This window comes from Mesorhizobium sp. WSM4815 (genome assembly GCF_055811575.1).
The window spans coordinates 56542-77217 of sequence record NZ_JBVVQS010000080.1 but is presented as its reverse complement, the minus strand read 5'-3'; the positions used below and the strand labels follow the sequence as shown (position 1 = coordinate 77217).

The following is a 20676-nucleotide window of genomic DNA, read 5'->3' as shown; positions in this document are numbered from 1 at the left end:
AGAAAAAACCAGCGTACTGGCAGGTGGGATTTCGGTGGCGAGCGCGAGCGGTTTCGGGACTTTCACGCAAGCGGAGTATGCGCAGCGCCTGGCCGGCGTGAAGTCACGCATGGAGAAGGCCGGCTTCGACCTCATCATCTGTCAGGACCCAGCTAATATGTGCTGGCTGACCGGCTATGACGGATGGTCGTTCTATGTTCCGCAATGCGTGCTCGTCCATCTCAGGGAAGACCGGCCGATCTGGTTCGGCAGGGCGCAGGACGCCAGGAGCGCACGCCTGACCACCGGCCTGCCGGAGAAGAACATCGTGCCGTTCTCGGAACGGCTGGTGCAGCAGCCCGTCGAACACCCCTATGACGAACTCGCCCAGCTGATCCGGTCGCGTGGCTGGGGAAACGCCCGCATCGGCGTCGAGATGGACGCGCATTATTACACCGCGCGCTGCCATGCCCATCTCGTCAGCGGGCTGCCTGACGCGCACTTCGCCAACAACCACGATCTCGTCAACTGGGCGCGGCTGGTCAAATCCGAAGCCGAGCTGGCGCTGATCCGCGAGGCCGGTGCGATCTGCACGCACGCCATGAAACGCGGCATCGAAAAAATGCGGCTCGGCGTACCGCAGAACCATGTCATTGCGGAAATCTATCACGCACAGATCATGGGCGTGCCCGGAGCGGGCGGCGACTATGCCGCGATCCGTCCGCTGATGCCCGTCGGCGAAGGCACCAGCACGCCGCATCTGACCTGGTCCGACGCGCCGCTGCCGGACAGCGGCCTCGCCATTCTGGAGATCGCCGGGGTGCGGCGGCGCTATCATGCGGCGCTGACGCGGACCGTGCATTTCGGCAAGCCGCCGCAAGTCCTCGTCGACATGGCCAAGGCGATCGTCGAGGGCGTCGACGCCGGCCTTGAGAAGGCCCGCCCCGGCTACACCGCCGAAGAGGTGGAAGCCGCCTGGCAGGCAGTGTTGAGGAAGAACGGGCTGAAGAAGGAGAGCCGCGTCGGCTATCCGGTCGGGCTCGCCTACCCGCCCGATTGGGGCGAACGCACCGCAAGTCTTCGTCCCGGCGACACCACCAAGATGCAGTCCGGGATGTGCTTCCATTTCATGGCCGGCGTTTGGCTCGACGATTTCGGCATCGCCATCTCGGAATCCTTCGTCGTCACGGATCGCGGCGGCGAACGCCTCTGCGACGTGGCGCGCGAACTCATCGTCATCGACTGAGCATGGGGACTGGAAGCCGGTCACTGACGAAAGATCATGCCGGCAACGAAACCGGTAACCAGCACGAGGACGCCTGATGGACCGTAATCCGTTTTCCGAAGCCGAAATCGCCGGCCGCCTTGTCAGGGTCCGCACGGCGCTGGCCGAGCGCGAGCTCGACGCGACGGTCTTTGCTTCGCCGGAGAACGTCTTCTACCTCACCGGGCTCGATCACTGGGGATATTTTGCCCCTCACCTGCTGATCGTCCCGCTCGAAGGGAAACCTGTCCTGGTCACCCGCTCGATGGAAAGGGTGACAATCGAGAAACAGGTGACGGCAGCGGAATTCCGCGGCCATTCCGACAGCGAAACGGCGGCCGACCTTGCCGCGCGGGTGCTTGCGGAGCTCAGCCTGTCCGGCAAGCGGATCGGCCTCGAATACTGGACGGCCGGCCTCAGCCATGGGCTTGCCGTCGCACTCCAGACGCAGGCCGATGCCAGATGGAGCGATGTTTCCGGGCTGGTCGACAGGATGCGGCGAGTGAAGAGCGCCGAGGAACAGGCACTGATGCGTCTGGCGGCACAAGTGACCGACGCCGCCGCCGGCGCCGCGATCGCCGCGATCTCGGACGGTGCCTCCGAACAGGAGGTCGCGGCCCAGTGCGTTGCGGCGATGATTCGCGCCGGCGGTCATGCTCCGGGCTTCGGCCCGTTCATCCGCCCGGCCGCGCGCCTGGGCGAAGAGCATACGACCTGGGGCGACGGGATCTACCGCAAGGGCGAGCCGGTCTTCGTCGAACTGTCCGGCTGCATCTCGCGTTATCACGCGCCGCTCGGCCGGCTCGTTCGCATCGGCCATATCAGCGACGAAGACGCAGGGATGGCGGAGGTGACCGCCAGGGCGTTCGATGCCGTCGTCGAGGCACTCAGGCCCGGCGCCAGGGCGCGCGACGTCTACGCCGCCTGGCAGACCGTCGCCGACGAGGCCGGTCTTTCCCATTATCGCCGCCATCACTGCGGCTACCTTGTCGGCGCCGGACAGCCGCCATCATGGACTGGCGGCAATTCGGTGACCGGCTTGAGGCACGATTCCGATCTCGAAATCGAGACCGGGATGAGCTTCCACATCCTGTCGTGGCTGATGGGCACCGGTCGCGGCGATGACTTCGTCTCCAACACCGTGCTTCTGACCGATGCGGGCGCCGAAGTGCTTACCCGCACGCCGGCCGGCCCGATCGTTCGATAGGCCGCAGGGATGGCGCGCTACTCGGCATTTTCGATTTTCCGCAACGCGCTGTCTGGCCAGAAGAACTGGCAGCGCGCCTGGCGGGCAGCGGAGCCAAAACCGTCCTACGACGTGATCGTCATCGGCGGCGGTGGACACGGCCTCGCTACCGCCTTCTACCTCGCCGAGAACCACGGCATCCGCAACGTCGCGGTGCTCGAAAAGGGCTATGTCGGCGGCGGCAATGTCGGCCGCAACACCACCGTCATCCGCTCCAACTACCTGCTCGACGGCAACACCCAGTTCTACGAATTCTCGATGAAACTCTGGGAGAACATGTCGCGGGCGCTGAATTTCAACGTCATGTTCTCGCAGCGTGGCCAGCTCGTCACCGCGCATTCCGCCGACCAGCTCGACGGCTTCAGCCACCGCGCCAACATCATGCGGCTGAACGGCATCGATGCCGACATCCTCGACCGCGACGAGGTGCGCCGTCTCGTGTCCTATCTCGATTTTTCCGACACCGCCCGCTTTCCGATCCATGGCGCCATCTTCCAGGGCCGGGCGGGCACGGCGCGCCACGACGCGGTCGCCTGGGGCTATGCGCGCGCCGCCGACGGCCATGGCGTCGACATTATCCAGAACTGCGAGGTGACAGGCTTCCTCCGCGACGGCGACAGGATCGTCGGCGTCGAAACGACGAAAGGCCGGATCGGCGCCGGCAAGGTCGGCCTCGCTGTTGCCGGTCATACATCCGTGCTCGGCGCCAAGGCCGGCCTGGAACTGCCGATCGAAAGCCACGTCTTGCAGGCCTTTGTCACCGAACCGCTGAAGCCGTTGGTGGACCATGTTGTCGCCTATGGCGCCGATCATTTCTACGTCAGCCAGTCGGACAAGGGCGGGCTGGTCTTCGGCGGCAATCTCGACGGCTACAATTCCTACGCCCAGCGCGGCAATCTGGGCGTCGTGCGCGAAGTGGCGGAGGCGGCGATCGCTCTGATGCCGTGCATTTCGCCCATCCGACTGCTGCGCCATTGGGGCGGCGTCATGGACATGACGCCCGATGCCAGCCCGATCATCTGCCCGACGCCGATCGAGGGGCTCTATCTCAACGGCGGCTGGTGCTATGGCGGCTTCAAGGCGACGCCGGCTTCCGGCTGGTGCTTCGCCCACACGATCGCCACCGGCAAGCCGCACCCCTTGATCGCAGCCTACGGGCTCGATCGTTTCCGCACCGGCCACACGCTCGACGAGGCTGGCGCCGGCCCCTCAGCCTGGCTGCAATAGGAGGCGCAAGACAATGCTGCGCATCGAATGCCCCTGCTGCGGTCTGCGCGACCATGACGAGTTCCGCTACGGCGGCGACGCTTCCGTCACGCGTCCGGCGCACGACGATCCCGATCCCGAGGCCTGGTACCGTTACGTCTATGTCAGGACAAATCCGGCTGGCCTGCACCGCGAGTTCTGGCAGCACGTGACCGGCTGCCGCCAATGGCTGGTGGTCGAACGCGACACGCGCAGCCACGCCATCGCATCCGTCGATCTCGCCAGGCAATTGTCGGCCAGGAAACCACCGGCATGAGTTCGAACCACAAGCGGTTGTCGATGGGCGGCCGTATCGACCGCGAGCGGCCGGTCGAGTTTACCTTCGACGGCCGGAGCCTGATCGGATATCGCGGCGATACGCTTGCCTCCGCGCTGCTCGCCAACGGCGTCACGCTGGTCGGGCGCAGCTTCAAATATCATCGTCCGCGCGGCATTTTTTCCGCCGGGGCCGAGGAGCCGAATGCACTGGTCACGCTTGCAACCGCAGGCAGGCGCCAGCCGAACCTGCCGGCGACGACGCTGGAACTCCAAGACGGCCTAGTCGCTGAGAGCCAGAACCGCTGGCCTTCGCTTGCCTTTGACGTGCAAAGCGTCAACGGCCTGTTGGCGCCGTTCCTGTCGGCCGGCTTCTACTACAAGACCTTCATGGGCCCGACGCGCCGCGCCTGGATGTTCTACGAGCACTTCATTCGCAAGGCGGCCGGGCTTGGCAGAGCCGGCACCGATCCCGACTCAGACCGCTACGACATCAGTCATGCCTTTGCCGATGTCGCCATCATCGGCGGCGGCCCTGCAGGATTGTCGGCGGCGCGTGCTGCCGCAGCGGCCGGCGCGCGGGTGGCGCTGATCGAACAGGATTTCCTGCTCGGCGGCCAGCTTCTGACGGAGCCGTCCGACAGCGCAGCGGACGCATGGTTGAGACAGGCCGAGGCCGAACTGGAGAGCTCCGAACCCGTCACTCTGATGAAGCGGACAACCGCTTTCGGCATCTATGACGGCAATGTCATCGGACTGATCGGGCAACGCGACCCAAGCAATCCGCAGCTGGCCGGCGAAGTGCTGCAGACATTCACGATGCTTCGCGCCCGCTCGATCGTTTTCGCCACCGGCGCCATTGAGCGGCCAATGATATTCTCCAACAACGACCGGCCCGGCGTGATGCTTGCCTCGGCCGCCCGGACCTACCTCAACCGTTTCGCCGCCCTGCCCGGCAAGAAAATAGTCGTCGCCACCAGCAATGACGGCGCTTGGCGCACCGCCTTCGACTATGCCGCAGGCGGCGCAGAGGTGACGGTTGCCGATCTGCGTGCAGCGCCGCCCGCCGCACTTGCCGCAGAAGCCGCACGGCTCGGCGTGGTGGTGCGGGCCGCAACGCGCATCGTCGACCTTAACGGCGGCCATGCCGTCAGGCGTGCAACGCTCAACGGACCGGACGGCCAGTCCGAGGCCGCCTGCGACCTGGTCTGCGTGTCCGGCGGCTGGTCGCCGACCGTGCATCTCACCTCGCACCTGGGCGTCAAACCTGGATATCGCAGCGATATTGGCGGCTTCGTGCCGGGGGCGTTTCCGGAGGACCGGTTCGGCGCCGGCTCGATGATGGGAATTTTTTCGACCGCCGATGTCATCGAGAACGGTCATCGCGCCGGCACCGAGGCGGCATCGTTCTGCGGCAAGTCGGCGCCGGTGGCCGCTCCGTCGAAACTCGATCTCAGCGAGACCGCCACGGCCCCGTTTCGCGAAATCCCTTCTCTCGGCCGTGGAAAGGCCTTCGTCGATTTCCAGATGGACGTGACGACCGGGGATATCGAACTCGCCTATCGCGAGGGCTATGAATCGGTCGAGCACCTGAAGCGCTACACCACGCTCGGCATGGGCACCGACCAGGGCAAGACCGGCAATTTTTCAGCGCTTGCCTCGATGGCGGCCTTACGCAATGCAACGATCCCCGAGACCGGCGCCACGACCTTTCGACCGCCCTATATGCCGGTCGCCATCGGTGCGCTTGCCGGACGCGCCATCGGCCATCATTTCAAGCCGATCCGCCGCACGCCGATGCACGACTGGCACATGGCGAACGGCGCCGAGATGCTGGAGGTCGGGCTCTGGATGCGGCCCTATTTCTACAGGCAATCCGGGCTCGACGTGAACGAAGCGTATGTCGCCGAAATGCGGAGTGTGCGCCAGGCCGCTGGCCTGATGGACATCTCCACTCTCGGCAAGATCGACATCCAGGGCCCGGATGCCGCGATTTTCCTCGATCGCATCTACGCCAACGGCTTTGCCAAACTGCCGGTTGGCCGTGCGCGCTACGGCGTCATGCTGCGCGACGACGGCATCGTCTTCGACGACGGCACCACGACGCGGCTGGCCGAGAGCCGGTTTTTCATGACCACCTCGACCGCCAAGGCCGCCGACGTGCTGTCGCGTCTTGAATTTCTGCTCGATATGGCCTGGCCGGATTTGCGCGTAGCCGTGACCTCGGTGAGCGATGAATGGGCGGCGATATCGGTTGCCGGACCGAAAAGCCGTGCAATTCTTGCTGCGGCATTTCCCGCTCTCGATGTTTCCGACGCGGCACTTGCGCATATGGGATTGCTCGAAAGCGAATGGCAGGGCCGTGCGCTCCGCATCCTGCGTCTCAGTTATTCCGGCGAGCGCGCCTACGAAATCTATGTCGGCGCAACTGCCGGTGAACAGCTTTGGAGCCGCCTGCTCGAAGCAGGCAGGCCGCTCGACTTGAAACCTTACGGCGTCGAGGCGCTCGGCGCGCTGCGCGTCGAAAAGGGCCATGTCGCCGGACCTGAAATCGATGGGCGCACGACGCTCGACGATCTTGGCCTCGGCCGCATGGCGGGCAAGCGTACCGGCTTCGTCGGCGACGTGCTGCGACGGCGCCCCGCCTTCCAGGCGCCCGACCGCCAGCGCCTGGTCGGACTGGAATGCATCGAAGAGGGGAAACGCCTTCGCGGTGGCGCCATCCTGTTCCTGCCGGGCGAGAAACCTTACGGCCACGGGCGCGGCCGCGTGACCTCCGTCACCTTCAGCCCTGAACGCGGCCACTATGTCGGGCTGGCCTTGCTTGCCGGCGATGTCGGCAGCGAAGGAAGCGAGGTCGTGGCCGTCTATCCGATGAAGGCCGAAACGGTCCGTGCCCGCGTCGTCTCGCCGGTATTCCTCGATCCGCAGGGGGAACGACTGCATGGCTAGCCCGGATTTCAGCCTGTCCGTGGTCGATTGCCCACTCATCCAGATCGAGGGCTGGGACGGCACGCTGGGGCAATTCGAATCGAGCCTCTCTGCGTCGCTCGGCACGAAACTTCCCGCCTCGGTCGGAGAGACGGTTCGCCACAAGGGTCTCCTCGTCATCCGCGTCGCACCTCGCCGTCTCTGGCTGGCTCTCGACAACGGCGCGCAAGCACCTTCGCTTGCCGTCGATCCGGATCTCGGCTGTTCGGTTTCTCTCGACGAGGGTCGCGTGCGTTTCAGAATGGCCGGGGCCGGCGTCGCGCGGGTCCTCTCCAAATGCATCGCCGTCGACTGGTGCGCGCCGGCGGCCGCCCCGGGCCGCGCCGTGCTGACATCCTTGCACCATGTGCCCGTGCTGTTCCTGCGCAGCGGCGAGACCGCGTGCGAACTCATCGTGCCGCGAAGTTTTTCGCAAAGCCTCTCGGACTGGATTGCTGACGCTGCGGGGTAGGGAAAGGACCAGGCGCGAACGCTCCCCTCAGGAGGAGCCACTCCACGGTCTCGCTCCTTGGATGATCTCTTGAGCACGTGCGGCAAAGCGGCCGGCGAGCGGCGACTTGCTGGCGGCATCGGCCGACGCCGCGCTGCCTGCCCGCGCCCGGTCGGCGATGCCGACGAAGATCACAGCGAAACGGAACAGTGAAAAAACCAGGTGGAAGCGTTGCAGGGGCGCAGTGGGCACGGCATGCGTGAAATAATGGTCGAGGAATTCGCGCTGGCTGGGGATGCCGAGGGCAGGATGATCGAGGCCGAGGATGCCGCCATATTCGTCCGGGGTCGAATGCCAGGTCATCGAGCAAAAGCCGAGATCGGCGAGCGGATGGCCGACCGTCGACAGCTCCCAATCGAGAATGCCGATCACCTCCGGCTTGCCGGGATGGAACAGCAGATTTCCGAGGCGGAAGTCGCCATGGGCGATCGAGACGCGTCCATCATCCGTGGGCAGATGCTGCGGCAACCAGTCGGCGACCGCTTCGAGTGCCGGAATTCTGTCACTCGGCGATTCCCTGAGCTGCCGGGTCCAGCGGCCAATCTGGCGCTCGAAATAGTCGCCGGGCCGGCCGTAATCGCCGAGACCGACCGCGTCGGGACGGACAGCATGCAGCTTGGCCATCGCTTCGGCCATGCCGAAATAGATGGCGCGTCGCTCCGCGGGGACGAGGCCAGGCAGCGAACAGTCGTGGAAGACGCGACCATCCAGCCGCTCCATCAGGTAGAACGACGTGCCGAGCGGCTCGGCGCTGGCGTGAAAGAGCACCGGCCGCGGCACCGGCACGTTGGTCGCTGCGAGCGCTTCAAGCACGCGGAACTCGCGGTCGACGGCATGCGCCCCGCGCAGGATCGGCCCGGCCGGCTTCTTGCGCAGCACCATGCGATGCGCACCATAGTCGACGAAGTAGGTCGGGTTGGACTGTCCGCCGCCGATCCGCTCCAGCGTCATTGCGGCATCGCCGAAGCGGTTGGCGAGAAAGCCCATCAACGCCGCAGGATCGAAATCCGCACTCAACGGCATCTTTTCCTCCTGAGATGCCACCCCGCGTCCGCTATGCCTCGCCTTCGACGGTCCAGCGCCAAAAACCCCTCTCCTCTTCGTTGAGGAAACGGTTCAGCACCATCTTGTGGACCTCATCGGCGCCGTCGACCAGCCGCGCCTGGCGCGCATAGCGGTAGATCCATTCGAGCACCGTGTCCTTGGAATAGCCTCGCGCGCCGTTGATCTGGATCGCCACATCGGCCGCGTCATGCAGCACATTGGCGACCTGGACCTTGGCCATCGACACATCCTTGCGGGCAAAGCCGCCGCGGTCCAGTTCCCACGCAGCCTTCATCACCAGCAGGCGGCCGATCTCGATGCGCATGGCAAGATCGCCGAGCTTCAGCTGGACGCTTTCGCGGTCGGCGAGGCGCTGGCCGAAACCATGGCGCTCGGCAGCGTAGGCGCGCGCGATCTCGACGCAGCGCTTGGACAATCCAAGCCAGCGCATGCAGTGGGTAAGCCGCGCCGGGCCGAGCCGCACCTGCGTCACCTTCATGCCCCTGCCCTCGCCAACCAGCATGTCTTCGACAGGGATTTCGAGCCCCTCGAATTGCAACTCGCAATGCCCGCCATGCTCCTCCGGGCCCATGATCTCGATGCGGCGAATGATATGCCAGCCCGGCTGGTCCTTGTGGAACATCAGGGCCGACAGACCGTGGCGCGGGTCGTCCGAGGTTCGCGCGATCAGGATGAAATGGCTGGCCTCCTCCGCGCCGGTGATGAACCATTTGCGGCCGGTCACCACATATTTGTCGCCGCGCCGCTCCGCACGCGTCATGATCATCGAAGGGTCCGAGCCGCCGCCGGGATGCGGTTCGGTCATGGCAAAAGCCGAGCGCACCTGGCCCTCGACGATCGGCTTCAGCCATTTTTCCTTCTGCGCCGGCGTGCCGAGCGCCTCGAGCACCATCATGTTGCCATCATCGGGCGCTGCCGAATTGAACACCACGGGTCCGAAGATCGACCGGTTCATCTCCTCGTAGCAAACCGCAATATCCATCTTGCCGAGACCGGCTCCGCCGGATTCGGGCTCGAGCTGCAGGCACCACAGGCCGGCCATCCGCGCCTTGGCGCGAAGCGTCTCCAGCAGCGGCAAGGCGATATTTCCATGTGCGTCATAGGAGGTCTTGTCGGCCTCGAGCGGCAGGATCTCACGCTCGACGAAGTCGGCAATGCGGACGCGGTAATCTTCGGTGCGGGCGGGAATGTCGAAATTCATGGACAAACTCCCAGCGATGAAACGAGATGGGCCACCATCGATGGACGAGATCGCCGAAAAGCATCGGGTCCATATCTGAAATCGAGCGCGCGCTCGTTTTCCTTATTCGCCTCTATCCTCTTTTGCAGCCGCCGTCATCCGGCGAAGCGTGGTTCCGCCACGCCCTTGATGCCAAGGCCGGTTATGGGCGAACAGGCTGCCGCGCAGGACGCCATCGCCGGGGAGGCGCGGTAACGACCACCACGACTTCGATCTTCATGCCGTCCTCCTCTGTTGGCACCGTGCGGCGATAGGCGAGCCGCCTCAGAACGCGACCTCGTCGCCGCCCTTCAGTGACAGGATCTCGCGCGCCTCGTCGGGCGTCGCCACTTCCATGCCGAGCCCCTCGATGATCTTGCGGGCAAGCACCACCTGCTCGGTGTTCGATTTGGCAAGCTTGCCCTTGCCGGCCCACAGACTGTCTTCGAGCCCGACGCGGATGTTGCCGCCAAGGGCTGCCGACTGCGCGGCGATGCGCAACTGGCTGGCGCCGGCACCGAGCACCGACCAGCGGAACTGGTCGCCGAACAGCCGGTCGGCGGTGCGCTTCATATGGGCGACATCTTCGGGATGGGTGCCGATGCCTCCAAGCAGACCGAACACCGACTGCACGAAGAACGGCGGCTTGACCAGCCCGCGATCGGCGAAGTGCGAGAGATTGTAGAGATGGGCGATGTCGTAGCACTCGAACTCGAAGCGCGTGCCGTTGTCGTAGCAGGTCGCAAGGATATATTCGATGTCCTTGAACGAGTTGCGGAAGACCAGGTCACGCGTCGCTTCCAGATGCGGCTTTTCCCAGTCGAACTTGAAAGTCTCGTATTTGTCGACGAGGTGATAGAGCCCGAAATTGATCGAGCCCATGTTGAGCGAGGCGACCTCTGGCTTGAACTCGGCGGCCGGGCGCACGCGTTCCTCGACCTTCATGTAGGGACTGCCGCCGGTGGTGATGTTGATGGCGGCATTGGTGGCCTGCTTGATGCGCGGCAGGAAGCGGGCGAAGGCCGCCGGCGTCTGGTCGGGCTTGCCGGTCTCGGAGTCGCGGGCATGCAGGTGCAGGATCGCCGCACCTGCCTCCGCCGCCGCGATCGCCTCGGACGCGATCTGGTCCGGCGTGATCGGCAGATAGGGCGACATGGTCGGTGTATGGATCGCCCCGGTCACCGCACAGGTGATGATAATTTTGCCCCTGGTCTGCGTAGCACCGGGCTTGCGGCTTGTTTCCGTCATCTTCCAAACTCCTGATCCGATTTTTTCTTGTGCGCGGCCAGCGCCATCAGCCGGCGGTCGCGCCAAACCTGCCGTTCGCCGAGTTCTTCCCGCGGCAGCCGCTTGCGGCGGTCGGCCTCCACCGTCTCGATGACTTCGCCGGCCCAGTCGACGCGGCGCAGCATCTGCGGAAAAATGTTGGCATAGATCGATTGATAGCGCTCGATATAGTCGCGTACACCGCCCGGCGCATTAAGGTCGATCGTTTCGAACGGACCCATGAACGACCAGCGCAGCGCCAGCCCGTCGCGAATGCCGATATCGACATCCTCGACGCTGGCATAGCCGTCGGCGACAAGTCGAAAAGCCTCCTCCAGCAGCGCGCCCTGCAGGCGGTTCATGATGAAGCCGTCGAGCTCGTGCTTCATCACCAGCGGCGCGTGGCCCGCATCGACGAGGAAGGCGCGGGTCCTTTCGACCGTTTCGGAAGACGTCCATGGCGCCGGCACGACTTCCGCGGCCGGGATGAGGTAGGGCGGATTGATCGGATGCACGACCAGGCAGCGGTGCCGCCCTTGCAGATCGTCGGTGAATTTCGACGGCAGCAACGCCGAGGTGGAACTGGCGATCACCGCTTGCGGACCGGCCATTGCATCGATCTGCGAGAACACCTCGCGCTTCACGTCGAGGTTTTCCGGCGTGTTCTCCTGGATATGGACCGCATCGGCCAGCGCTTCTTCGAGCTCCGCAACGACGGTAATGCGACCAAGCACGACGTCGATTGCCTGTCCCCGCAGCAGATCGTTCGCAGCGAGGTCGCCGAGCACGCCGGCGATGTAATCGGGCGCACCTTCGGTCGCGGCCGGCGACTGGTCCCACATCCGCACATCGTGGCCGGCGCGGGCAAAACTGATCGCCCAGGCCCGCCCGATGAACCCGCTGCCGACAATCGCTACTTTCATCATGGTCGGGCTCCTCAAAGGGTTTCGACATTACCGTCGACGCCGAGCGACTGGCCGGAGATGTTGATCGCCGCATCGGACAACAGGAAAGCGACCATCGCGGCGACGTCATAGGGGCTGGTCATGCGGCGCAGCGAGATGTTGTGGAGATAGCGCTGCGTCATCTCCTCGTTCGACACACCGAGCTGTCTGGCCCGGTCGGCGATAACCTTGTCGATGCGTGGTCCCTCGATGATGCCGGGCAGGATGGCGTTGACCCTTATGCCGTGCGGCCCGAGTTCCTTGGCAAGGCTTTGCGTGAAACCGATGACGCCGAACTTGGCCGCCGAATAGGGGGTGCGGAAAGCGTAGCCATGGCGGCCGGCCGCGGACGACATCGAGACGATCGAGCCGCCGCCCGCCGCCTTGATCAGCGGCACGGCACGCCTGGCGCAGAGGAACTGGCCGGTCAGGCAGACGTCGATGCAGCGCCGCCACTCCGCCGGATCGATTTCGTCGACGCCGCCGGTCGGCCCGGCGATGCCGGCATTGTTGATCAGCGCGTCGAGGCCGCCGAGCTTTTCCTTCACCGTCTCGAACAGAAGGTCGACGTCGTCGTCGCGCGAGACATCGGCCTTGATCGCGGCGACCAGGGCGATCTTGTCCGGAGCGGCAGCTAGCGCCTCGTCGGAGACGTCGCAAACGACGATGCGCGCGCCGAGCCGCGACAGCGTTTCTGCAATGGCCAGGCCGATGCCGCCGGCGCCTGCCGTCACCAGCACGCGCTGCCCGTTCAGCCCGGTCAGAAAATCATCCGCCGATGTCGGCGCCCCTTTGCTCATCGTGTATCCCTTCTCATTGCAGCCGCCGTTCGCGCAGCGCCATGACGGCGCCCAGAACGACCAAGCCGTACAGAATTGCCCTTGTGGCATAGGGCAGCTGAAATAGTGACGAAAGCATTGCCCCGCTGGTGGCTTGGCGAGCAAAGGCAGCTGCTCGGGCACGCCAGACTTTCGAATTTCCGGTAAGCCGCCCTAGGTCTGCATTGATCTCCACGACCAAGCCATGGCGCTGGCTTGCTCGCGTAGCCCCTAAGGCCGTCCTGGGGGCTGCTCCTGCGGAAATTTGTTTTCGTCTATGATTGCCAACGCCTGCTCGATGCTGTCTCTCACCTCGAAACCGATCCAATGTCCGTCCATTAGATGCGTTTGCCTCCCGCAGGCGAGGAAATAGCTCCCGGCCTGCTGCGCAACAAAGTTGAGTTGCCTCCTCTCATTGATTTTAATTCCCTCTGGCGGATCGGTGTACACCCCCCAGATCGCATCCTCGGCCGTCAACTTCACCGGCATCTCTGACTGAGCGTAGACCCTGGTCAGCATCAGGCTGTGCCGGAAAGACGAAGAGCCATTGATGAACTCGATCTTTACCGACCATTCCGCTGGCACGACGATGGTGAGATTGCCGCCCCAGTAACCGTTGAAGTCGATAATGTCGGTCCGGATGTTGTCCCTGCGGTACCGTTCGACTTGGTTCCAATCGGCAACAATCTCTATGGCCACTGTCTTGGCTGCGGGATCATTCTTGATCCAGCTCGGGACGAAAGGCTCCCCAGCCAGTGCAATTCCAGGTAATAATCCCAAGGCGACGGCAAGAAGGGCAAGGTGAGCAAAGCGCGCCATCGCAATCAGAGGCTCCTCCCGAGCGGGGCGGCCGAGCGCAAGCGACCGCCAATCGAGGTCGACCTGGCTTGTTTCCCAAAGGAAGAGAATACGCTCGAAATAGCATCCACACCAGCAAACCCAGAGTGCGCTCTCGTCAGCAGCCAGAAACAACACCGTCGCATCATCGGGTTGGATGCGCGTTGGAATTGCCTGCAGTGCGTCAGTGCGAGGGCGACGGACGATTCCGTAATGTGAAATTTCTGCTTCAGCTATCGCGAAGACTCTGTTGCGCAATTCGCCAGGCCTGCTCCACATGCCGCCGGGCCGCGGCTTCGGCGGCATCGCCGTTGCGCGACTTGATCGCGTTCATAATGTTGGTCATTTCGGCAATTGCGGCATCGCGGCGATTCTCCGAAGCGATGGTCATGGAACGCAGCTGGTTGATGCGGACGTTCAGACCCTGGACGATCTCCCAGGCGATGCGCTTGTCGGCGGCATCGAAAAGCACCTCGTAGAATTTTGTGGTCGCCCGCATCACCTCGATCGGATTGGCTGATGCCCACGCCTTGAGCAGCACATCGAACGCGCGCTCCAGCGCGGCGATCTGGCCCTCAGTCGCCGTCAGCGCGCAGGCGCGCGCCGCGATGCCCTCCATCAGAGCGCGCAGTTCATAAATCTCGTCGGTGCGGCTGAGATCCGGCCTGGCCACCGCGGGTCCATGGCCAGGTATCATCTGGACGAGGCCCTCGGTCTCCAACTGCCGCAGGACCTCGCGCACCACCGAGCGACTGACGCCGAGTTGGTCGCAAAGCGGCCGCTCGACCAACCGTTCGCCAGGCTGGAAGTGAAACCCCATGATCGCGTCGCGCATGCGCTCCAGCGCCAGCGTTCTCAGCGTCTTGGCGGATCGTTCGATCCTCAGTGTGTCGTCGGCCAATTCATATACTCCCAGCATCCGCAAGAAACAGATTCGACGATCCGTTGACAAGGGATTTGGTCTTCAATAGTATGGTATACCATAAGACATCTAGGCAAAAGCGGAACTTTTCCGGATGCCTCAGCCGACCCGACACCGAGGATTCGATGAAGCCGGCCATTCGAAAGATCGTCACCCATGTCGAGAACACGCTAATCGAAGGCGGCAAGGCGGCCCCCCGGCCGCTGCGCCTGATCGGCGTGGCGGCGGTGCTCGACAACCCCTGGGCCGGGCGCGGTTTCACCGACGACCTTTCGCCCGAGATCCGCGCCTATGCGCCGGTTCTGGGGGAGATGCTGACCCATGAAATCCTCGCAGTTGCCGGATCCGGCGAAGCGATCGAAGGCTACGGCAAGGCCGCAATCTGCGGCACATCAGGCGAGATCGAGCATGCCTCGGCGCTCATCCACACGCTGCATTTCGGCAACCACTATCGGCGTGCCGTCGGCGCCAAGACCTATCTTGCCTTCACCAACCTGCGCGGCGGGCCGAACACGCCGATCATGATCCCGCTCATGGACAAGAACGATGAAGGCCGACGTTCGCACTACCTGACGGTACACTTCCAGATCGGCGACGCGCCGGCGCCGGACGAGTTGGTGGTGGCGCTTGGCGCCTCGATCGGCGGACGACCGCATCATCGCATCGGCGACCGCTACCAGGATCTCAAGGAGGTCGGCGACCTGCATGGCTGAGCTGACGGACCGTGGCTGGCATCGCGGAACGGCGCCTGACGGCACCGGTTTCATCCGTGCCGGATCCGGCGCGCCGGTCCTTCTCATCCACGGTGTCGGCATGAACGCGGCGATCTGGGCACCCCAGATCGGGCTGATGAAAAACAGATGGGATGTGATCGCAATCGACATCCTGGGACACGGCCAGTCGCCGTTGCCGCCCGAGGACGCCAGCCTTGCCGATTATGCCGGACAGGCAATTCGGCTTCTCGATCACCTTGGCCTGGATGCCGTCTCGATCGTTGGCCATTCAATGGGGGCGCTGGTCGGGCAGGAAATCGCTCTCAATGCACCCGAACGGGTTCGTAGCCTCGTCTCGCTCAATGCGGTTTTTCGCCGCCCGGCGGAGCTTGCGCAGGCAGTGCGCGAGCGCGCCGCCGAACTGAATGGCGCGGAAAACCCGTCGGGGACGGACGCAACGATCGCGCGCTGGTTCGGCAATCCGGTCCCCGACAGCCTGGCCGAGGCGGCAAGGATGACGCGCGTGGCACTGCAAAGCGTCAACTCCGAGGGCTATGCGCGCACCTATCGACTTTTCGCCCATGCCGATGCGGCGCATGGCGATCGTCTTTCCGGTCTCGCAATGCCGGCCCTGTTCATGACCGGCTCGCAGGACAGGAATTCCTCGCCTGCGATGTCGGCGGCGATGGCACGCCTCGCGCCGCGCGGTCGCTGCGTCGTTCTGGAGGGCGAACGACATATGATGGCCGTAGCCTCGCCTGACGTGGTCACACGGCGCATTGTCGATTTTCTCGAGAGCAACGACGGCGCAAGCACATCGGCGCGACCGGCAATGGACACAGCCTTCGACGCGGGCGAATTCAGGCGGGCGCTCGGTTCCTTCCTGACCGGCGTTACAATCGTCACCGCGATCGGGCCGGAAGGAGAGCCTCGAGGCTTCACCGCCAATTCGTTTACATCCGTTTCGCTCGATCCGCCGCTTGTGCTGGTCTGCATCGCCAAGAAAGCGCTGGGTCATCCGGTGTTTTCGACCTCGAAATGCTTTGCCGTCAACGTGCTCTCGGAGGAACAGCGAGCCGCGTCCGGCGTCTTCGCTTCGAAATCGCAGGACAAGTTCTCGGCTGTCGAGTGGCGCTTCGGCCCGACCGGCAGCCCGCTGCTCGCTGGATCGGTGGCGACGTTCGACTGTGACATGGAGCAATTGGTCGACGCCGGCGACCATTCGATCCTCATCGGCCGCGTTCGCGAATTCTCCCACAATTCATCGCAGCCCCTCGGCTATTGCCGTGGCGCCTACGTCTCGCCCGGCCTCAGCCAGGAAGCACTGGCGGCCGCGCCGCCCGACATGGAGGTCGGCGCCATCCTCGAAGACGAAGGCCGCGTGCTGTTCCTCGAAACCGCCGACGGCTTTTTCGAACTGCCGGCGGGCCGAGGGCTCGGGGCGCCCGGCGACACGCGAAGCCTTAGGGGACGCCTCGCTGCGAAAGCCATCGAGGCTCATCTCGGATTCCTGTTTGCGGTCTGGGACGACGCCGCAAGCCCGTCGCGAACGCATGTCTACTACCGCGGCACGGTAGACGCGCCCCACTCCAGCGATCGCCAGGTCCGGCTCGTCGACATCGACAGGATTGCCGGGCTGAACATCGCCGACGCTGCCGTGCGCTCGATGCTCGCCCGCTATGTTCGCGAATGTCGGGAGGATGCGTTTGGAGTCTATGTCGGCAACGAGCTCGAAGGTGAAGTCCGTCCGCTCGCCAAGCCGGTAGCAATCAACACTTCGGGGTGAACAGACATGAAGTTCTCGCTCTTCGTCCATATGGAACGCTCGGACCCGGCAAAGCCGCATGCCGACCTCATCGATGAGCTTGAGGAACTGGTCGTGATGGCCGAGGCGGCAGGCTTCGAGACGGCCTGGATCGGCGAACACCACGGCATGGAGTTCACCATCTCGCCAAACCCGTTCATCAACATCGCCTATCTCGGCGCCAGGACGAAGCGCATCCGGCTCGGCACAGGAACCGTCATCGCGCCGTTCTGGCATCCGATCAAGCTCGCCGGCGAGGCAGCCATGACCGATATCGTCACCGGCGGCCGGCTCGACATCGGCATCGCCCGCGGCGCCTACAGCTACGAGTACCAACGCCTGTTCCCTGGGCTCGACGCCTGGGGCGCGGGCCAGCGCATGCGCGAGATCATCCCGGCCATCAAGGGCCTCTGGGAAGGCGATTTCGAGATGTCCGGCGAATTCTGGTCGTTTCCCTCGACCACCTCGTCGCCCAAGCCGGTGCAAAAGCCGCACCCGCCGATCTGGGTGGCGGCGCGCGATCCGAACTCGCACGACTTCGCCGTCTCCAACGGCTGCAACGTCCAGGTGACGCCGCTCGCCTCCGGCGACGACGAAGTAACCAGCCTGATGGAGCGCTTCAACGCGGCGTGCGCGGCGCATCCCGACATGGCCCGCCCCGAGATCATGCTGCTGATGCACACATTCGTTGCCGAAGACGCCGCCGATGCGGAGCAACTGACGAGGGACCTGTCGCTGTTCTACTGCCAGTTCGGCGCGTGGTTCCAGAACAAGAAGCCGGTTCGCCAAGGCATATTGGAAGCGCTCTCCGACGACGAGATCGCAGCCATGCCGCAATATGCGCCGGACAAAATCCGACAGAACCTGGTCATCGGCGAAGCCAAAGAGGTGATCACCCGGCTTAAGGCATATGAGGCGCTCGGCTATGACCAGTACTCGATCTGGATCGACAGCGGTCTGCCGCACGAACGCAAGAAGAAGTCGCTGCAGCTGTTCGTCGACAAGGTGATGCCGGCCTTCGGGCATGGGAGGCCGCAATGACCCTTGTGGCCTTCAGCAACTTCATAGATGGGGCGTTCGATACGCCGACAGCCACCTTCGAAAGCACCGATCCATCAACCGGAGCGCCCTGGGCGACGATGCCCGCCGCAACCGCGGCCGATGTCGACCGCGCCGTCGAGGCGGCGCACCGGACGCTGCACTCGGTCGCGTGGGCCTCGCTGACGGCGACGGCGCGCGGCAAGCTGCTGGTGCGCCTCGGCGACCTGGTCGTCGCCAATGCCGGCCGCCTGGCCGAACTGGAAACGCGCGACACCGGCAAGATCATCCGCGAGACCCGCGCCCAGATCGCCTATGTCGGCGACTATTATCGCTACTATGGCGGGCTTGCCGACAAGCATGAAGGCTCGCATGTGCCGATCGACAAGGCCGATATGGACGTCACCATCCGACGCGAGCCGATCGGCGTCGTCGCTGCCGTCGTGCCGTGGAATTCGCAGCTCTTCCTTTCGGCCGTCAAGCTCGGCCCGGCGCTGGCCGCCGGCTGCACGGTCGTCCTGAAAGCCTCGGAGGATGGTCCAGCGCCGCTGCTGGCCTTCGCCGAACTCGTTCATGAGGCCGGATTTCCCGCCGGAAGCGTCAACATACTGACCGGGTTCGGACACGATTGCGGCCGGCGCCTGACAAGTCATCCGCTGGTTTCACGCGTCGCCTTCACCGGCGGACCTTCGACCGCTCGCGCTATCGTCCGCAACACGGCGGAAAATCTCGCCTATACGACGCTGGAGCTGGGCGGGAAAAGTCCGGTTGTCGTTTTCGCCGACGCCGACTTGGACAGCGCGGCCAACGCGGTGGTGGCCGGGATTTTCGCAGCGTCTGGACAAAGCTGCGTCGCCGGCTCCCGGCTGCTTGTCGAGCGTTCGATAAAGGCCGAGTTCCTGGACAGGCTGAAGCACAAGGCCGAGGCCATCAAAATTGGTGATCCGCAGGATCCAGCCACCGAAATGGGACCGCTGGCAACGCCACGTCAGCGGGAATGGATCGAGAAGATCGTTGCCGAGAGCCTCGCCAATGGCGGGACGTTGGTCACCGGCGGAAAAAGGCCCGACAATCATCCGCACGGCTTCTACTACGCACCGACCATCATCGATGCCGAGGATTCAGCGCTGCCCTGCGTGCGCGAGGAATTGTTCGGTCCGGTGCTCAGCGTTCTCACCTTCGACACGGAAGCCGAAGCCCTGGCGCTTGCCAACGATACGCCGTTCGGCCTCGCTTCGGGCGTGTTCACCACCAATCTCGCCAAGGCGCACCGCATGGCGCGCGACATTCATGCCGGCATCGTCTGGGTCAACACATACCGCGCCGTTTCGCCGCTCGTGCCGTTCGGCGGCTATGGTCAGTCGGGGTTCGGCCGCGAGGGCGGGCTCGACGCCATCCGCGACTACACGCGCCCGAAATCCGTCTGGATACGGATATCCGACGAGCCGATCCCGGACCCGTTCGTCATGCGATGAGGCAATCGCGCAATTCATAAAAACAAGAAACCAAGCAACCAACAGAGGAGAATGACATGAAACTGATTTTGACCGGCATTTTGGCCGGACTAGTAGCCGGACTCTTGGCAGCCACTGCCGCGCACGCCGATGAAATGGTGTTCACCAGCTGGGGCGGGACCACCCAGGAGGCGCAGACCAAATCCTGGGCTGCTCCGTTCGAAGCCAGTTCCGGCATCAAGGTCCTGCAGGACGGCCCGACCGACTACGGCAAGCTGAAGGCCATGGTGGAAGGCGGCAGCGTCGCTTGGGATGTCGTCGATGTCGAGATGGACTTCGCCATCAAAGCGGCCAAGGACGGCCTGCTCGAGCCGATCGATTTCAACGTCGTGCCGAAAGCCGATCTCGATCCTCGCTTCACCACCGAGCATGCGGTCGGCAGCTTCTACTACTCCTTCGTTCTTGCCTGGAACAAAGGGGCGGTGTCGGCCGAGCCAACCGGCTGGGCCGACATGTTCGACCTGACGAAATTTCCCGGCAAACGCACGTTTTACAAATGGTCGGCACCGGGCGTCATCGAGATTGCGCTGTTGGCCGACGGCGTGCCGGCGGACAAGCTCTATCCGCTCGACCTCGACAGGGCGTTCAAGAAACTCGACACGATCAAATCGGAAATCGTCTGGTGGGACAGCGGCGCGCAGTCGCAGCAGCTGATCGCCTCCGGTGAAGCAGCCTTCGGGCAGCTCTGGAATGGACGGGTCTTCGCCCTCGAGCAGGACGGCGCCGATGTCGGCGCATCCTGGAAACAGAACATGACTGCCGCCGACGTGCTCGTTATCCCCAAGGGTTCGAAGAACAAGGCGAGCGCCATGAAATTTCTGGCCGCTGCGACAAGCCCGAAAAGCCAGGCCATGTTTGCTGAAGCAAGCGGCTACGCCCCCATCAACACGGCAGCCAAGGCCGAAATGCCGGCCGATGTCGTCAAGTCGCTGCCGGACGCCTATGTCGACGGGCAGATCAACCTCGACATGAACTACTGGGCTGAAAACCGCGATAAGATCGCGGAGCGCTGGTACGCCTGGCAGGCCAAATAGAAGCCGACCTC

At 64.1% G+C, this 20676-nt stretch carries 18 protein-coding genes; 11 read left to right on the top strand and 7 right to left on the bottom strand.

Going from position 1 to position 20676, the window contains the following annotated elements:
* The first annotated feature begins 34 nt into the window (after positions 1–34).
* From AC0L2B_RS06345 to AC0L2B_RS06320, 6 genes are all read left to right on the top strand, one after another.
* Positions 35–1225, top strand: a complete 1191-nt coding sequence (locus AC0L2B_RS06345; protein WP_473744630.1) for a M24 family metallopeptidase — start codon at positions 35–37, stop codon at positions 1223–1225.
* Positions 1226–1301: 76 nt separating this feature from the next.
* The gene (locus AC0L2B_RS06340) at positions 1302–2450 is read left to right on the top strand and encodes a M24 family metallopeptidase (RefSeq protein WP_473744629.1); all 1149 of its coding nucleotides are present in this window, start codon (positions 1302–1304) and stop codon (positions 2448–2450) included.
* Between the two features lie 9 nt (positions 2451–2459).
* Complete coding sequence (locus AC0L2B_RS06335) at positions 2460–3716, top strand: sarcosine oxidase subunit beta family protein (protein WP_473744628.1); 1257 nt, start codon at positions 2460–2462, stop codon at positions 3714–3716.
* Between the two features lie 13 nt (positions 3717–3729).
* On the top strand, positions 3730–4011 hold the full coding sequence (locus AC0L2B_RS06330; RefSeq protein WP_473744627.1) for a sarcosine oxidase subunit delta: 282 nt from the start codon (positions 3730–3732) through the stop codon (positions 4009–4011).
* Positions 4008–6962, top strand: a complete 2955-nt coding sequence (locus tag AC0L2B_RS06325; RefSeq protein ID WP_473744626.1) for a sarcosine oxidase subunit alpha family protein — start codon at positions 4008–4010, stop codon at positions 6960–6962. The genes AC0L2B_RS06330 and AC0L2B_RS06325 overlap by 4 nt, the downstream gene beginning before the upstream one ends.
* A complete protein-coding gene (locus AC0L2B_RS06320; protein ID WP_473744625.1) occupies positions 6955–7452 on the top strand; it encodes a sarcosine oxidase subunit gamma in 498 nt (165 codons plus the stop codon). The genes AC0L2B_RS06325 and AC0L2B_RS06320 overlap by 8 nt, the downstream gene beginning before the upstream one ends.
* Before the next feature lie 27 nt (positions 7453–7479).
* Here the strand turns inward: AC0L2B_RS06320 and AC0L2B_RS06315 are convergent, their stop codons facing one another.
* From AC0L2B_RS06315 to AC0L2B_RS06285, 7 genes are all read right to left on the bottom strand, one after another.
* Entirely contained in the window at positions 7480–8514 is a 1035-nt protein-coding gene (locus tag AC0L2B_RS06315) for a phosphotransferase family protein (RefSeq protein ID WP_473744624.1), read from the bottom strand.
* 31 nt (positions 8515–8545) lie between these two features.
* Entirely contained in the window at positions 8546–9757 is a 1212-nt protein-coding gene (locus AC0L2B_RS06310) for an acyl-CoA dehydrogenase family protein (protein WP_473744623.1), read from the bottom strand.
* 303 nt (positions 9758–10060) lie between these two features.
* The gene (gene kce / locus AC0L2B_RS06305; protein ID WP_473744622.1) at positions 10061–11023 is read right to left on the bottom strand and encodes a 3,5-dioxohexanoate:acetyl-CoA acetone transferase; all 963 of its coding nucleotides are present in this window, start codon (positions 11021–11023) and stop codon (positions 10061–10063) included.
* Entirely contained in the window at positions 11020–11967 is a 948-nt protein-coding gene (locus tag AC0L2B_RS06300; protein WP_473744621.1) for a 3-hydroxyacyl-CoA dehydrogenase, read from the bottom strand. Before AC0L2B_RS06300 ends, kce begins: the two co-directional genes overlap by 4 nt.
* A gap of 11 nt (positions 11968–11978) precedes the next feature.
* Positions 11979–12785 (bottom strand): SDR family oxidoreductase, encoded by an 807-nt coding sequence (locus AC0L2B_RS06295; protein ID WP_473744620.1) that lies wholly within the window; start codon positions 12783–12785, stop codon positions 11979–11981.
* A gap of 249 nt (positions 12786–13034) precedes the next feature.
* Complete coding sequence (locus AC0L2B_RS06290) at positions 13035–13898, bottom strand: sulfocyanin-like copper-binding protein (protein WP_473744619.1); 864 nt, start codon at positions 13896–13898, stop codon at positions 13035–13037.
* Positions 13870–14541, bottom strand: coding sequence for a GntR family transcriptional regulator (locus AC0L2B_RS06285; RefSeq protein ID WP_473744618.1), 672 nt, complete (start codon positions 14539–14541; stop codon positions 13870–13872). Before AC0L2B_RS06285 ends, AC0L2B_RS06290 begins: the two co-directional genes overlap by 29 nt.
* Before the next feature lie 146 nt (positions 14542–14687).
* Here AC0L2B_RS06285 and AC0L2B_RS06280 point away from each other — a divergent pair, with 146 nt between their 5' ends.
* Genes AC0L2B_RS06280 through AC0L2B_RS06260 form a run of 5 tightly spaced genes read left to right on the top strand, consistent with a single transcriptional unit; the run spans position 14688 to position 20665 of the window.
* A complete protein-coding gene (locus tag AC0L2B_RS06280; RefSeq protein WP_473744617.1) occupies positions 14688–15275 on the top strand; it encodes an amino acid synthesis family protein in 588 nt (195 codons plus the stop codon).
* Positions 15268–17061 (top strand): alpha/beta fold hydrolase, encoded by a 1794-nt coding sequence (locus AC0L2B_RS06275; protein WP_473744616.1) that lies wholly within the window; start codon positions 15268–15270, stop codon positions 17059–17061. Before AC0L2B_RS06280 ends, AC0L2B_RS06275 begins: the two co-directional genes overlap by 8 nt.
* Positions 17062–17067: 6 nt before the next feature.
* Entirely contained in the window at positions 17068–18120 is a 1053-nt protein-coding gene (locus AC0L2B_RS06270; protein ID WP_473744615.1) for an LLM class flavin-dependent oxidoreductase, read from the top strand.
* The gene (locus AC0L2B_RS06265) at positions 18117–19592 is read left to right on the top strand and encodes an aldehyde dehydrogenase (protein ID WP_473744614.1); all 1476 of its coding nucleotides are present in this window, start codon (positions 18117–18119) and stop codon (positions 19590–19592) included. Before AC0L2B_RS06270 ends, AC0L2B_RS06265 begins: the two co-directional genes overlap by 4 nt.
* 56 nt (positions 19593–19648) lie before the next feature.
* Positions 19649–20665 carry an ABC transporter substrate-binding protein gene (locus AC0L2B_RS06260; RefSeq protein ID WP_473744613.1) on the top strand — a complete coding sequence of 339 codons (1017 nt, stop codon included), beginning with the start codon at positions 19649–19651 and terminating at the stop codon, positions 20663–20665.
* Positions 20666–20676: the final 11 nt, after the last annotated feature.